The organism is Nocardia sp. NPDC004582 (genome assembly GCF_053602115.1).
In genome coordinates this window covers 31,874-45,545 of sequence record NZ_JBSGCY010000019.1, presented here as the reverse complement: position 1 = coordinate 45,545, position 13,672 = coordinate 31,874, and the positions used below count along the sequence as shown (strand labels likewise).

Genomic DNA, 13,672 nt, shown 5'->3' with positions numbered 1-13,672 from the left:
GCCGGGAGGGGCTTGCCATCCCTCCCGGCGGTGTTCGGGGTCCGGGCGGCGGAGGTTGTGATGCGACTGCCGCTCGGATCTAGTCCTCGAAACCTGTTGCCACCCAAGGCGGCAAGGGGTTTCCCAGGTACCGGAGTTCCGAACTCAGTGGAACTGGCCCTCTTCGGTGGAGCCCTTCAGCGCAGCGGTGCTGGTGTTGGGGTCAACCGTGGTGGCGATGGTGTCGAAGTAGCCGGCGCCGACCTCACGCTGGTGCTTGACGGCGGTGAAGCCACGCTCGGCGGCGGCCTTGAACTCGCGCTCCTGCAGGTCGACGAAGGCGGTCATGCCCTCGCGGGCGTAGCCGTGCGCCAGGTCGAACATGCCGTAGTTCAGCGAGTGGAAGCCGGCCAGGGTGATGAACTGGAACTTGAAGCCCATGGCACCCAGCTCACGCTGGAACTTCGCGATGGTCGCGTCGTCCAGGTGCGCCTTCCAGTTGAAGGACGGCGAGCAGTTGTAGGCCAGCAGCTGGTCCGGGAACTCGCTGCGCACCGACTCGGCGAACTTGCGCGCGACCTCGAGGTCCGGCACGCCGGTCTCCATCCAGATGAGGTCGGCGTAGGGGGCGTAAGCCTTGGCACGCGCGATGCAGGGGTCGATGCCGTTGCGGGTACCGAAGAAGCCCTCGGCGGTGCGGGTGCCGTCCAGGAACTCGCGGTCGCGCTCGTCCACATCGGAGGTGATGAGGGTGGCGGCCTCGGCGTCGGTGCGGGCGATGATCACCGACGGCACGTCGGCGACGTCGGCGGCCAGACGCGCGGAGGTCAGGGTGCGGATGTGCTGCTGGGTGGGGATGAGCACCTTGCCGCCCAGGTGGCCGCACTTCTTCTCGGAGGCCAGCTGGTCCTCCCAGTGCACACCGGCCGCGCCGGAGGCGATCATGGCCTTCTGCAGCTCGTAGGCGTTCAGCGCGCCACCGAAGCCGGCCTCGGCGTCGGCGACGATCGGGGCCAGCCAGTTGGCGACCGAGGTGTCACCCTCGACCTTGGCGATCTCGTCGGCGCGCAGCAGCGCGTTGTTGATGCGACGCACCACGGCCGGAACCGAGTTGGCCGGGTACAGCGACTGGTCCGGGTAGGTGTGGCCGGAGAGGTTCGCGTCACCGGCGACCTGCCAACCGGACAGGTAGATGGCCTTCAGGCCCGCGCGGACCTGCTGCACGGCCTGGTTGCCGGTGAGGGCGCCCAGGGAGTTGATGTAGTCCTCGTTGTTGACCAGATCCCAGAGGATCTCGGCGCCACGACGAGCGAGGGTGTGCTCCTCGACGACGGTGCCCTGCAGCTTGACGACCTGCTCGGCCGTGTAGTTGCGGGTGATGCCCTTCCAGCGCGGGTTGGTGTCCCAGTCCTTCTGGATCTCCGCAGCGGTCTTCGGGGTGCCGACGTTCGACATCTCTGACTCCACTTCTTCGTTCGGTCTCGGTAGCCCCGCCGGTCGAATCTCCGAGGATGTTCGACCACTGCTGGAGCGGCAATTTGCAGACTTGCTAGGCCCGCGAGGTGTACTTCCACACGATGGCACAGGAAAAAATGTCCGTCTACCTGTTGCAAGTGTGAATCCCCGCTAGCTTTCACCGGCATCTTGCTAAGCCTGCAAAATTTGCCTGTTAATAGCAGCGGTGGAATCTACTTGCCAGTAGCCCTGACGTGCAGTTTTGCATAACGCCCGTACTGTTTGGGTGATGCGGGCCACCGGTGCATGACGCGCCGACGGCCGTCCAGATGTGAGCACCTTCACAGCACAGTGTGATCTTGATGGTTGTGAGGCATGCCACCGGGGTCCGAATTTCAGACCGTTCGGTCGACTGACGGCCAAACTTCTAGCAGCGCTAGACAATCTAGCCGACGTGTTGTTATCGTTGCTTCAGTTCCTAGCACCGCTAGATTTCAGCCGAAAGAGGCCCCCGATGTTCATCCTGACCGGCCAGATCCTCGCCGCCCTCGCGATTCTCGCCAATGCCGTCGTCTACGGAACCGACTGGTCCGTCGCCCTCATTACCCGGTCCGTCTACCGCGACCACCTCGACGACGCCACGATGACGATCAGCGCCGGCTGGGGCCACTACTACGGCGACAAGCGCATGCCGGTTTTCGGCGCCGGCGGCGTCGTCACCGCCGTCCTCGCCCTCGGCTGCGCGATCGCCGCCGGCCAGACCGCCGCGGCCGTCGCCGCCGGACTCGCGCTCGCCGCCCTGCTCACCTGGCTGGCCTGCTACGTCCTGATCGCCAAGCCGATCAATACCGCCCAGACCGCCGCCGCGCGGACCGGCGTCATCCCCGCCGATGCCCGCGCGCTGCAGGACAAGTGGGACAGCATCCTCAACGCGCGAGTCGCCCTGCAGACCGTCGCCCTGTCCGGCCTGATCGCCGCCCTGGCCCTGTTCTGACCACCGCCCGCACCCCGGCCCGCGCGAGGCCCCGCACCGAACCCGGTGCGGGGCCTCGTGTTTCCCGGCGGACACCCTCAGCCCGTCGATGGTTCGGTGAGCGCCACGGGCGGTGGGGCAGGCGGCGGGCCCGGGTCGGTGGAGACCCGGGTCCCGCAACTGGTCGCCACCACGAGCATGACGGTGACGGCGAACATCAGCACCGCGGCGCAGCCGATGGCGAACCACCCGGCGTGGATCCGGCGCGGGATCGGCACGTACATGCCGAGCCCGCCGACGTAGATGATCATCGGATCGCCTCCCGCCCCGGCCGATTCCGGATACCGTTCGCCGGCTCACGAGACCCCGGAGGCCGGGGATGGCAACGCTCGATCGGCCGCCGCGCCCGGGTCCCGCCCTCCGCGCGCGGCTCGGCCTCCGCCGCACGACCGGTGTCGCGCAGGGCGAGCAGGCACATGGCATCGGTCAGCGTGAGCCCGATCAGGGCGGCGTACAGCGTCGCCGACTCGGTGTCGAATTCCGCTGCAGGCCCGGGAAATCCGAGCAGGATCGACTCCGCGAGCCGGACTCCGGCCAGGGCCTCTTCCCTGGTCAGCCGCCGCGTCGTGGGCAGGTAGGAGAGCACCCACCGTCCCCGTCCCCGCTCGGGGACATCCACCCGGAACGCCACCTCGTGCGCGACGTCCGAGGTGATCAGCCATTCGAATTCCATTACGGCCATCGATCCGATCCTCCGTTCTACTCGGACCCGCCCCGTCCCGGCATTGCCCGACAGTTCCATTGGACCGGCCCCGGACCACCGCCCCGGTACCGCGATGTCCCACGGTTTCTTCCCGGCCCGAACCGGCCCCGACCTGCGGCGCGAGTCGGGGTCCGGCCGGAAGTTTCCCGCCCGGCCACCGATTTCTTCGCTACCGTCGATAGCGAATACAGCTGTCCGCCAAGTGAATACGCCCGCGTGACCGATTGCCGGGCGGTGGCGGGCGAGGAGGTGCCCCCGATGGAGTCGACCGCCGCTTCCTCGCAGGAGATCGCCCGGCTCGGCCGCTCGCTGCGGGCGCTCGGTTTGAGCGAGCAGACCTTGGTGGAACCGCTGGCCGTGGAGCTGATGCGGCGGGGCCTGCGGCCGCGGACGGCATGGCGCAAGGCCAACGGGCTCAATCAGCGGCAGGCCGCGGAGCGATTCAATCAGCTCGCGCCCCTGGTGGATCCGGACGGCCATCAGGAGCCGCGGATGAAGAACAGCCGTCTGTGCGAGATCGAGAAGTGGCCCGCCCGCACCCCGGAGGGGTACGGCTATCGGGCGCCCGCGCTGCACACGCTGGAGCTGCTGGCGCTGGTGTACAACACCACCTGGGACCGGCTCGTCGATATCGAGGATCTGGGCCACCTGTCGCCGGGCGATCGCCGCGCCTATCAGTCCGCGCGGGAACGGCTGGGGCTCAACCGGGCCGGGGCCGGGCAGCTGTACGTGCCGACCGCGGACTCGACGACCTTCATCGGGCGCCGCCATCCCATGGAGGAGCTGCGCCGCCGGGTGGACCTGCACTTCCTGGGCGACTCCCGCGCGCAGTTGATCACCGGTGTCGCCGGGGTGGGCAAGACCGCCTTCACCCGGCAGCTGGTCGCGAAGTTCGCCGACCGCTTCCCGGACGGCACGGTGTGGCTGGGGATGCGCAGCCACGATCGGGAGGCGGGCGCGACCAGCGCGGCCCGGCTGTTGGCGGCGGGCCTGAGCCAGCTGGGGGTGCGGCCGCCGCTGCGGGCCGATCAGGGCCGGTTGGCGCAGCTGTGGCGGCGCGAGACGGCGGGGCGGCGGCTCATCGTGGTGTTCGACGATGTGCTGGAGAGCAAGCAGATCCGGCCGTTGCTGCCGCAGTCGCCGAGCTGCTTCGTGGTGATCACCAGTCGGCGGCCGCTGACCGGCATGGTGCGGGTCAATCAGCTGGAGCTGGAACCGCTGGGCCCGGACGAGGCCGAGGAGATGCTGGCCACGCTGGGCAATCTGGGCGCCGGCTACGACTCCGCGGCCGCCCGCCGGATCGTGGAGGTGGCGGGCGGGCTGCCGCTGCCGATCCGGCTGGTGGCGGGCCGGATCAGCCGCCGGCCGGGATTGCTGGCGGATCTGCGCGACGACCTCGACGCCCTGAGCACCCTGGTGACGCTGCCCGCGACCGGACCGAGCGGCGGCCTGTGCCCCGCGGAGCTGATCCTCGACAAATTCTCCGCCGAGGACGAGTCCATCCGCGACGCCTTCGCCCTCTCCTATGCCCGGCTGCGTGACGAGGAGGCGCGCCGCGCGGTCCGGCTGCTCGGCTGGTTCCCGAGTTCGACGGTGTCATCCGATGATTTCGCGGCCATGGCGCAGGCCGAGGACTCGGCGGCGAAACGCCTGCTGCAGCGGGTCTTCGAGGACGGGATGATCGATCAACTCGCCAGCCGTCCGGGTCATCAGCGGTACCGGATGCACAATCTGCTGCACCTCTACGCCCGCTGCCGCGCCGATGCCGAGAGCCTGCCCGGCGAGCACGGGGCCGCCCTGGGCCGCCTGCTCGGGCACTACCTGGAGACGGCGAACGGCATCGGCAAGCCGCGCCCCTTCGACACCGTGCACCAGCACGCGGGCCGCGACTCCCGCAATCCGAACATGGCCGTGATGCAGGCCCGGCCGTGGTTCGAGGAGCGCCTGGGCACCATGCTGGCCTGCGCCCGCACCGCCGAACGCACCTCGGACACCGCGCGATTCGCCGATCTGCTGGCCGGGCAGCTCGCCACCCTGGGTTATCTGAGCGAGAGCCGCAGCATGTTCGAGCTCGCCACCTCGATCAATCACGCCATCGGGGACCGGACCGCCGAATGCGACGCCTGGTACGGCCTCGGCCACCTGCTCAAGACGGTGCGCGAATACTCCAGGGCGGCGGTGTGTTTCGAGCACGCCCGGCGGCTGGCCGAGGATATCGGCGATCACGCCCGCACCGCCCGCGCCCTGCTCTGGCATGCCGCGGTGCTGCGGCACCAGGATCGGCGCGGCGCGGCCCGCGACGCGGTCCGGCAGGTGCTGCGCATCGCGCGTTCGCTCGGCGATCCGCGTCTGGAATGCGACGCCCTGCGCGAGCTCGGCCATATCGAGCGGCTCAGCGAGCGCTACGCCGCGGGCGACGAGTACTACCACCGCGCGCACGCCATCGCCCTGCGGATCGGGGACGGCTACTGCGAGGGCTGGTCGGTGTGGGGCCTGGGCGGCATCGCGGGTCTGCGCGGCGATCTCGACGAATCCTGGGCGCTGTTCGAGGAGGCGTACCGGATCAGCAAGGAGATTCCGGACACCCTGCTGCAGATCGACACCCTGCGCGGTTTCGGCCACATCCACCGCAACCGCGGCGAATTCGACGCCGCCCGTATCAAATACGAGGAATCGCGCGCCCTGACCCGCGGCATGTCCGACGCGGGTGGTGAGGCGGCGGCGTGGTGGGCGCTGGGCGAACTCGAGCGCCGCGCCGACAACCCGGCTCTGGCGCAGGTCTATCTGGAGAAGGCCCGCACCCTCAGCGAGGGCATCGATCCCGGCCGCCTGCTGAAGGTCCAGCAGACGCTGACCGCCCTGGGCGGGTGAGCTCGGCGCCGCTCCGGGTTTCGTGCGCGGGGGCTCCGGGTCCGATGCGCGGCGGGCCGGTCGGGACACCCTTCTGGTCGCTTGGCCAGCGAACCCGCGCGGGCGGGATTACCCTGCTCGCGTGAGTCCCGAACGCTGCGATGGAATTCTGCTCGCGGCCGGTGCCGGTCGGCGATATGGCATGCCGAAAGTGCTGGCCGAGGGTGGTGCGTGGCTGCGCGGGGCGGTGCGGGCGCTGCGGGAGGGCGGCTGCGAGCGGATCGTCGTGGTGCTGGGTGCGACCGGGCCCGCGTATCGGGCGGCGGACGGGCGCTGGCTGGTGTCGCAAACCTCGGGCATCGCCATTCCCGAAGGCGTGCAACCCATTTGGGCCGAGGACTGGGACCTCGGACTGAGCGCCTCGACCCGGGCGGGCCTGGCCGCGGCGGCCGCGCCCGGCATCACCGCCCGCTTCGCGACGACCGGAGAAGCTACGGAAATCCCAGGTCAGACCGCGAATTCAACAGTTGCGACGCGGACTGTCGCGGCGGGGAACGCGCTGCCGGGGAATGCCGCGGTGGGGAATGCCGCGGCCGGTACGACCCACTCCCCCGCCGAGTTCGTGGCCATCATGCCGGTCGATACCCCGGATGTCGGCCCCGAGGTGGTGGCGCGGGTGATCGCGGCGGCGCGAGCGAGCGAGAGCCGTTTGGCGCGAGCGTTCTTCGGGTCGGTCCCGGGTCATCCGGTGGTGCTGGGGCGCGCGCACTGGGCGGGGGTCCGCGCGAGCGCGGCGGGAAATTCAGGGGCGGGCACTTATTTACGACAACGAGCGGATATGGTGTGCGTCACGTGCGATGACCTCGCTACGGGGCTCGATCGGGACTACCCGGCGGGCAGCGCACGGTGAGCGGGAGCATGTGATGCGGGAAATCATCGACGACCTTCTTCGGGTGTGGCACAGCGGGCGGACCGGAGGTCTGGCCACTCTCGTTCGGGCACAGGGGGCGACGCCGGTGCCGATCGGTTCGGCCATGGTGGTGGACGCCGACGGCCGGGCCTTCGGATCCATCTCGGCGGGCTGCGCCGAGGCCGCCGCGTACGAGGCGGCCGCGGAGTCGGCGCGCACCGGGCGGCGCGGGCTGCAGCGGTTCGGCCCGGGCAGCGGCCTGGACGCCCAGATGGACTGCGTCGGCACCCTCGATGTCTTCACGGAGCCGTTCTCGCGCAGGCACTTTCCGGAATTCCCGGATATCGCGGCGGATATCGAGGCGCAGCGTCAGGTCACCCTGTTCACCGTGGTCTGGCACTCCGATCCGGATGTGATCGGGCAGCACCTCATCACCGACCGCAAGCACGGCACCGAGCTGGTCTCGCTCCCCGACTCCGACGTGTTCGTGTCCTCGTTCGCCCGCCCGCCGCACCTGATCCTGGTGGGGGCCAACGCTTTCGCGAGCGCGCTGGCCACCCAGGCCCGGCTGCTCGGCTACCGGATCACCATCGTCGACGCCCGCCCCACCTTCGCCAACTCGACCGCCTATCCCGGCTGCGAGGTGGTGGTCGACTGGCCGCACCGCTATCTCAACACCCTGGCCTCGGCCGGGGAGATCGACCGCGACACCGCCATGGTGGTGCTCTCGCACGACCCGAAGTTCGAAATCCCTTTGCTCACCGTCGCTTTGCGACTACCGGAGCTGGGGTACCTGGCCGCCCTGGGTACCTCGGCGTCGCACGCGCATCGGCTGGAGGCCCTGCAGGCGGGCGGCTTCAGCGACGAGACCCTCTCGCGTTTGCACTCCCCGGCGGGCCTGGACGTCGGGGCGCGCACTCCGGCCGAGACCGCCGTCTCGATCGCCGCGGAACTGCTGGCGGTCCGCAACGGCAGGTCGGCCGAGCCGCTGTCCGCCTCGCCGGGTGGGGGCCGGCGGCACGTGCAACTGGCACGCTGACCCCCGATCCCGGTCTACTGCTTCAATTCCGGGTGCTCGGCGAACATCTCCTTCAGCACCGACAGGTCGAACAGCTGGTCGGCCTTGATATCGATCTTCGATTTGGCCAGCGCCGCGATGTTCTGCGCGATGAGGTCGTCGGTCATGGTGAACAGCCCGTTGGCCTTGGTGTCGGCCGACACCACGAGCCCGTTCTGCGCGGCCGCCTCCATGGTCTGTTCCTTCAGTTCCAGCCGCTGATCCTTGCCGTACACCTCCACGGCCAGCCGCGCCGATTCCGCCGAACTGGCGACGGCGTCCTTCCAGCCCTTCACCTCCGCCATCAGGAAGGCCTTGAGCTTGTCGCGCTCGGAGTCGATGGTCTTCTGGTGCACGGTCAGCGTTTCCGCCACCAGCGGCAGCCCGAAATCCGCGAACAGGAAGTTGACGTTCTGGAATCCCTTGGCCGCCAGGGTGATCGGCTCGTTGGTGGCGTAGCTGACCCAGCCGTCCACCTCGCCGTTGGCCAGCGGCGTCGGATCGTATTGCGCGGGCACCACGGTGACGTCGCCCGGTGACATGTTGTTGGCGGCGAGCAGCGCGTTGAAGATGAGCTGATTGGTGTCCTGCACCCCGATCTTGCGGCCCTTCATGTCCTGCGGGCCGCGGATCGGCTTGCTCGCGGCGCTCACGATGCAGAAGGGGTTCTTCTGATAGGTGGTGCCGACGATCTTGGCGGGCAGGCCCTCCAGAATGGCGGGCGCGGTGGTCTGCGGCGCGGACATGCCGATCCAGATCTTGCCGGTGCCGAGCCCGGCCTCCACCGAGGTACTGGCCGCGCCGCCCGCGATCAGATTCACCGACCCGAATCCGGCGTCCTTGTAATAGCCCTTGGAATCGGCGAAATACTCCCCCGCGAATTCGATGTTCTTCAGCCAGGACAACTGCACCGCCACGGTCCCGAACTTGGATCCGTCGGCGACACTGCCGTTCCCGCCGCCCGACGAATCCGTACCGCAGGCGGCGAGCACCCCGGCCCCGGTCACCGCCGCACCGGTCAGGCCGGCGTAGCGGAGGAAGGAACGACGGCCCATGGACATCTGTGCGGCCGGAACCGGCCGGAACAAACCACTCATGCGGCGAATGTAGGCGGTTTCGATTTCCGATATTTTGCTTTGACCGAGGTATTTGTGTGCGCCGCGTTAACTCGTGTGCTCAATCCCGTCCGGTGCCCGGCGAGAAACGCGCCAGCACCAGGTTCTCCAGCACGCCGACCACCGCGTAGGCGACCACCGACACCACCGTGACCAGCGCGATCGAGGCCCACAACCGGTTGTACTGAAAGGTGGGAATGGCACGGATGAGTCCCGCGCCCAAACCCGTTCCGCTGCCCAGCCATTCGCCGAGCAATGCCCCGATGAGCGCGCCCGGCACCGAGATTCGCGCCGCCGCGAACACCGACGGCAGCGCGGCGGGCAGCGCCACCCTGCGCAGGGCCGTCCAATGCGAACCCCCGTAGGCCACCACGAGTTCGGTGGCCTGCCGGGGCGCGGACCGCAATCCGGTCATGATCATCACCAGGGCCGGGAAGAACACCACGATCGCCGCCATGACCGTGACACCCAGCAGCCCGCGGCCGAACACCAGCACGATGATCGGGGTGATCGCGACCAGCGGCACCGACCGCAGCAGCATGGCCACCGGCATGAACGCCTGCGCCACCGCCGGGACGCCCACGAACACCGCGGCCACCAGCAGCGCCGCGCCCATGCCGGAACCGAACCCGATCACCGCGTCCCGCAGCGTGATCCGCAGCTCGCCGAGGATGACGCGGCGGGCGGAGTCGGAGGTCGGCCCGGTGACCAGGTATCGCCACACCTCGCCCGGACTCTTGCCGACCAGACCGACCTGCGGATACAGCTTCAGGAAGCCGTACCACAGCGCCACCAGCAGGATCAGCGAAACCAACAGCGGCAGCAGGAATCTGCCGATCGGGCGCAGCACGGTCAAGGTTCTCATCACGCCTCCGGTCGCCGTCCGCATCACGCCTCCGCCCGCGTCCACGGCACCGCGATCCGGGCCACCAGGGCCACCATCGCGTAGCCGAGCCCGGCCAGCGCGGCCGCGGCCAGCGCCATGCCCCAGGTGCGCGGCACGTTGTAGGCGGTCTGCGCGGCGGTCAGCGCCACTCCGATACCGCTGTCCACGCCGCCCAGGTACTCGCCGATGATCGCGCCCAGCACCGCGGACGGCGCGGCGATCTTCAAGGCCGCCAAGGTGTTCGGCAGCGCCGCGATCAGCTGCACCCGCCACAGCCGCTGCCAGCGCCCGCCGCCGTAGGCGCGCACCAGATCCAGTCCGGTGGGATCGGCCGACCGCAGGCCCGACACCGTCCCCACCATGGTGGTGAAGAAGCAGTACATGGCGGCCAGGAACACCGTGGGCGTGCGGCCGCCGAACACCACCAGGATGATCGGCCCCAGCGCCAGCAGCGGCGTGCAGTAGCTGAGGATGGCCAGCTGGGTGACCAGCATTTCGATCGGCGGGATCAGCACCACCAGCACCGCGAGCGCGATGGCCAGCCCGTTCCCCCACGCGAAGCCCCGCAGCGCGCCCCACGCGGTGATCCGGAAGTTCGGCCCGTAGAGCGCCCAGCCGTCGGTGTACATGGTGTGCAGCACGGTCCACGGACTGGGCACCGTGCCGCCCGCGACCCGCAGCTCGGCGAGCAGCGTCCACAGCAGCAGCAGCGCGAGAATGCCCGCCGCGCCGCCGATTCGGGATATCCGTTTCATTCCGGGGCCACCCCTCCGTGTCCGCTGCGCCCGAACAGCAGCTCCGACAGGTAGTCGTGCAGCTTGTGGAATTCGGGGGTGCGCATCATCTCCGGGGTGCGCGGCCGCGGCAGATCGATCTCGACGATCTCCACCACCCGGCCCGGCCGCGGGCTCATCACCGCCACCACGTCGGAGAGGAAGACGGCCTCGGCGATGCCGTGCGTGACCATCAGGGTGGTGGCGGGCTTCTCGGTCCAGATGCGCAGCAGTTCCAGGTTCAGCCGCTGCCGGGTCATATCGTCGAGCGCGCCGAAGGGTTCGTCGAGCAGCAGGATGCTCGGTTTCACCACCAGCGCGCGGGCGATCGAAACCCGTTGCCGCATACCGCCGGACAACTGCGCGGGCTTGCTCTTCTCGAAGCCCTCCAGCCCGACCAGCGCGATCAGGTCCGCGATCAGCTCCTTGTCCACCGGCAGGCCCGCCACCTGCAACGGCAGCTTGACATTGGATTCCACACTGCGCCACGGCAACAGCGCCGAATCCTGGAAGGCGATCCCGAACTGATGCCGCCGCCGCAGCTCGGCCGGGGTCTCGCCATTGATCCGCGCCGTCCCCGCCGACGGCGACTCCAGATCCGCGAGAATGCGCAGGATCGTGGACTTGCCGCAGCCCGAGGGCCCGAGCAGCGACAGGAACGCGCCCTGTTCGGTGTGCAGGTCCACCGCGTCCAGGGCGGCCACCGTCCGCCGCCCCGACCGGAAGGTCTTGCTCAGCCCGCTGATGTGAATGCCCGTCCCCGCGGCCACTTCCGAACTCATAGGGCCACGGTAGGTGCCCGCAATTGCGGGCGGATTGCGAATGACCGGACCAGATGACCGACTTGTTACGGTGCGCCCGGATCGCTCACCAGACGCTCGACGGCTCGAACCAGTCGCGCGCCTCGCGCCGGAACAGCAGCACGATCACCACCAGCGACACCAGCGGGCCCAGCGGACCCGGCGGCCGCCCGTCCAGGATCGACGGCACCGTCCAGAACATGTTCACGAGCGCCGCCAGGATCGCGCCGACCCGGATCGCCTGCCCCTCGGAATTGAAGGTCAACCCCACCAGCGCGAGCAGCAGCGCCGGGACGAACGGCACCCCGGTCGCGATGGCCGCCGTCGAACCCATCAACCAGCCCGAGGCCGCCACGCACAGCACGCCCAACCCGCCCATGCCCACGGCGAGCACCTGCGCCGCGCGCACCACCCGCGGCATGCGATATCCATTCCCGACACCCGCCCCTCGATCGGGTTGAGTCTCCAGGTCCGACACTCCCCCAACGTAACCCCGAGTCATCCCCCGATCGGGCCACCACGCCGCCGGGTCTGTTTCCCGCGGTCTACGGGCGGACCGCGGCCGTCTCCAGTTCCCGCACCCGCACGGTGGGCAGCAGCCGATCCCGCAGCACCCGGTCGATCTCGCCCGCGACCGGGATCACCACGGCCGCCGCCGAGGTGGCGACCGCGTCGGCGAGCAGCACCGGCCAGTCGGGCGCGGTCTCGGCGGCCAGCGTGGCGATGATGGCCGCCACCGCCGCGTCCCCCGCCCCGGTGGGGTTGCCCGCCAGCGGCTTCGGCAGCGCGGCGGTCCAGGCCCGGGTCGGGGTCACCGCCACCATGCCGTCGCCGCCGCGGGTCACCACCACCGCGCCCACGCCGTCCGCGATCAGCGGATCCACGGCCGCCAGGATCTCCGGAACGGTCCCCGCCGGGCGGCCGGTCAGCCGTTCCAGCTCCTCGACGTTCGGCGTGAGCACGATGCCCGGCACCCGCGCCGCCAATTCCAGTGTCTGACCGTCACAATCGCAGATCGTGGGCACGCCCCGGGCGATGGCGGTGCGGGCCAGCTCGGCGGGCAGCCCCGCGCTCACCCCGCTCGGCAGCGAACCGGAGATGACCAGCCCGCTCATATCCGAGAGCAGCCCCGCCACCCGCACCCGCAACTGGTCCACCGCGCGCGGCTCGGTGACCCGCGGCCCCGGCTCCCACAGCGCGGTGGCGGTGCCGTCGTCGGACTCGCTGATCACCACGGTGCGCCGCACCCACGGCAGCGCGTGCACGAAGTCCACCGGCATCTCGAGTTCGGCCGCCGCCGCGAAGGAGTGATCGGAGAAGCCGGTGGCGCGGGCGTACTTGCCCAACTGGTTGAGCACCCGCGTGACATTGATGCCACGCCCGCCCAGCCGCTGGTCCACCGAGTGCACCCGATGCGCGCGACCACGCTCGAAATGCTCCACCCGGTAGGTCATGTCGTAGGCGGGGTTCATGGTCACGGTGACGATCACCCCACCATCACTGCACGTCACGGCACCGGATGCAACCCCTGGAGGGCAATGTGGCACCGAATGTCGTTGCCGTTCGGAGACATTCGAGGGGCAGGATGTCGGCCGTGCATGCGCTCCCGCCGAAACACCTCCTGCTGCAGGCCTGCCGCGGCCTGCCCCCCGACGACCATCCGGTACTGCGCTGCGCCGGATTACTCGCGGACCTGCACGAGCGGCGGCTCACCTCCGCCGATGGCACCAACCGCATCGACCACGACCGGGCCCGCCTGGTGCACGATATCGACTGCTGGGTCGCGGCCGAGATGCCCAAGGCCGCCCGCGACGCGCACCTGCACACCGAGACCGTCGGCACCGTGGTGGACCGGCTGGCCCAGTTCTCCGCCCTGGCCTACCTGACCCTGGCCATGTCGCCCGACAACACCATGCTCGACGCCGCCGTGCGGCTCACCGAATTGGCCATCGCCTACGAGGATCTCGCGGGCGAACTCGCGGCGGGCCGGCGCCGGCTGCCGAACCTCACCGGCACCCACGACTACGAATCCTGACCGCCGCGAGCAATGACCGCGGCCGGTGGTACCCGGCGAGGGGGCGGGGCACCACCGGCCACACAGGTGGACCATG

14 protein-coding genes are annotated in these 13,672 nt (G+C 69.8%); 5 read left to right on the top strand and 9 right to left on the bottom strand.

From position 1 onward, the window contains the following. Positions 1-144: 144 nt before the first annotated feature. Positions 145-1,434: an isocitrate lyase gene (gene aceA, locus ACWELJ_RS08485; protein ID WP_452365528.1), complete on the bottom strand. Its 1,290-nt coding sequence runs from the start codon at positions 1,432-1,434 to the stop codon at positions 145-147. A 514-nt stretch (positions 1,435-1,948) separates the two neighbouring features. On the opposite strand from aceA, the gene ACWELJ_RS08480 reads away from it, so the two are divergent. Further along, a complete protein-coding gene (locus tag ACWELJ_RS08480) occupies positions 1,949-2,428 on the top strand; it encodes a DUF1772 domain-containing protein (RefSeq protein WP_452365527.1) in 480 nt (159 codons plus the stop codon). Between the two features lie 77 nt (positions 2,429-2,505). Here ACWELJ_RS08480 and ACWELJ_RS08475 read toward each other — a convergent pair whose 3' ends face one another. Next, positions 2,506-2,718, bottom strand: a complete 213-nt coding sequence (locus ACWELJ_RS08475) for a hypothetical protein (RefSeq protein WP_452365526.1) — start codon at positions 2,716-2,718, stop codon at positions 2,506-2,508. After that, positions 2,715-3,149 carry a hypothetical protein gene (locus tag ACWELJ_RS08470; RefSeq protein WP_452365525.1) on the bottom strand — a complete coding sequence of 145 codons (435 nt, stop codon included), beginning with the start codon at positions 3,147-3,149 and terminating at the stop codon, positions 2,715-2,717. Before ACWELJ_RS08470 ends, ACWELJ_RS08475 begins: the two co-directional genes overlap by 4 nt. Positions 3,150-3,428: 279 nt before the next feature. On the opposite strand from ACWELJ_RS08470, the gene ACWELJ_RS08465 reads away from it, so the two are divergent. The 3 genes from ACWELJ_RS08465 to ACWELJ_RS08455 all read left to right on the top strand — a co-directional run bounded on the left by ACWELJ_RS08465 (position 3,429) and on the right by ACWELJ_RS08455 (position 7,969). Beyond that, positions 3,429-6,041: a tetratricopeptide repeat protein gene (locus ACWELJ_RS08465; protein WP_452365524.1), complete on the top strand. Its 2,613-nt coding sequence runs from the start codon at positions 3,429-3,431 to the stop codon at positions 6,039-6,041. A 121-nt stretch (positions 6,042-6,162) separates the two neighbouring features. After that, the gene (locus tag ACWELJ_RS08460) at positions 6,163-6,930 is read left to right on the top strand and encodes a nucleotidyltransferase family protein (protein ID WP_452365523.1); all 768 of its coding nucleotides are present in this window, start codon (positions 6,163-6,165) and stop codon (positions 6,928-6,930) included. Positions 6,931-6,943: 13 nt separating this feature from the next. Beyond that, on the top strand, positions 6,944-7,969 hold the full coding sequence (locus ACWELJ_RS08455) for an XdhC family protein (protein ID WP_452365522.1): 1,026 nt from the start codon (positions 6,944-6,946) through the stop codon (positions 7,967-7,969). A 14-nt stretch (positions 7,970-7,983) separates the two neighbouring features. Here ACWELJ_RS08455 and ACWELJ_RS08450 read toward each other — a convergent pair whose 3' ends face one another. From ACWELJ_RS08450 to ACWELJ_RS08425, 6 genes are all read right to left on the bottom strand, one after another. Then, on the bottom strand, positions 7,984-9,084 hold the full coding sequence (locus ACWELJ_RS08450; RefSeq protein WP_452365521.1) for an ABC transporter substrate-binding protein: 1,101 nt from the start codon (positions 9,082-9,084) through the stop codon (positions 7,984-7,986). A 79-nt stretch (positions 9,085-9,163) separates the two neighbouring features. Then, entirely contained in the window at positions 9,164-9,967 is an 804-nt protein-coding gene (locus ACWELJ_RS08445) for an ABC transporter permease (protein WP_452365520.1), read from the bottom strand. Between the two features lie 23 nt (positions 9,968-9,990). Further along, on the bottom strand, positions 9,991-10,743 hold the full coding sequence (locus tag ACWELJ_RS08440) for an ABC transporter permease (protein WP_452365519.1): 753 nt from the start codon (positions 10,741-10,743) through the stop codon (positions 9,991-9,993). Next, a complete protein-coding gene (locus ACWELJ_RS08435) occupies positions 10,740-11,543 on the bottom strand; it encodes an ABC transporter ATP-binding protein (protein ID WP_452365518.1) in 804 nt (267 codons plus the stop codon). Before ACWELJ_RS08435 ends, ACWELJ_RS08440 begins: the two co-directional genes overlap by 4 nt. Before the next feature lie 85 nt (positions 11,544-11,628). Then, positions 11,629-11,982 carry a hypothetical protein gene (locus ACWELJ_RS08430; RefSeq protein WP_452365517.1) on the bottom strand — a complete coding sequence of 118 codons (354 nt, stop codon included), beginning with the start codon at positions 11,980-11,982 and terminating at the stop codon, positions 11,629-11,631. Positions 11,983-12,106: 124 nt separating this feature from the next. Continuing rightward, on the bottom strand, positions 12,107-13,072 hold the full coding sequence (locus ACWELJ_RS08425; protein ID WP_452365516.1) for a hexose kinase: 966 nt from the start codon (positions 13,070-13,072) through the stop codon (positions 12,107-12,109). An 83-nt stretch (positions 13,073-13,155) separates the two neighbouring features. Here ACWELJ_RS08425 and ACWELJ_RS08420 point away from each other — a divergent pair, with 83 nt between their 5' ends. Beyond that, a complete protein-coding gene (locus tag ACWELJ_RS08420) occupies positions 13,156-13,596 on the top strand; it encodes a DUF4254 domain-containing protein (RefSeq protein WP_452365515.1) in 441 nt (146 codons plus the stop codon). Positions 13,597-13,672: the final 76 nt, after the last annotated feature.

Bases quoted from the DNA above. Each gene is read 5' to 3' on its own strand.
- ACWELJ_RS08430 (WP_452365517.1), bottom strand. From the start codon at position 11,982: ATGCCGCGGGTGGTGCGCGCGGCGCAGGTGCTCGCCGTGGGCATGGGC.
- ACWELJ_RS08475 (WP_452365526.1), bottom strand. From the start codon at position 2,718: ATGATCATCTACGTCGGCGGGCTCGGCATGTACGTGCCGATCCCGCGC.
- ACWELJ_RS08465 (WP_452365524.1), top strand. From the start codon at position 3,429: ATGGAGTCGACCGCCGCTTCCTCGCAGGAGATCGCCCGGCTCGGCCGC.
- ACWELJ_RS08470 (WP_452365525.1), bottom strand. From the start codon at position 3,149: ATGGCCGTAATGGAATTCGAATGGCTGATCACCTCGGACGTCGCGCAC.
- ACWELJ_RS08455 (WP_452365522.1), top strand. From the start codon at position 6,944: ATGCGGGAAATCATCGACGACCTTCTTCGGGTGTGGCACAGCGGGCGG.
- ACWELJ_RS08450 (WP_452365521.1), bottom strand. From the start codon at position 9,084: ATGAGTGGTTTGTTCCGGCCGGTTCCGGCCGCACAGATGTCCATGGGC.
- ACWELJ_RS08440 (WP_452365519.1), bottom strand. From the start codon at position 10,743: ATGAAACGGATATCCCGAATCGGCGGCGCGGCGGGCATTCTCGCGCTG.
- aceA (WP_452365528.1), bottom strand. From the start codon at position 1,434: ATGTCGAACGTCGGCACCCCGAAGACCGCTGCGGAGATCCAGAAGGAC.
- ACWELJ_RS08480 (WP_452365527.1), top strand. From the start codon at position 1,949: ATGTTCATCCTGACCGGCCAGATCCTCGCCGCCCTCGCGATTCTCGCC.
- ACWELJ_RS08435 (WP_452365518.1), bottom strand. From the start codon at position 11,543: ATGAGTTCGGAAGTGGCCGCGGGGACGGGCATTCACATCAGCGGGCTG.
- ACWELJ_RS08445 (WP_452365520.1), bottom strand. From the start codon at position 9,967: ATGAGAACCTTGACCGTGCTGCGCCCGATCGGCAGATTCCTGCTGCCG.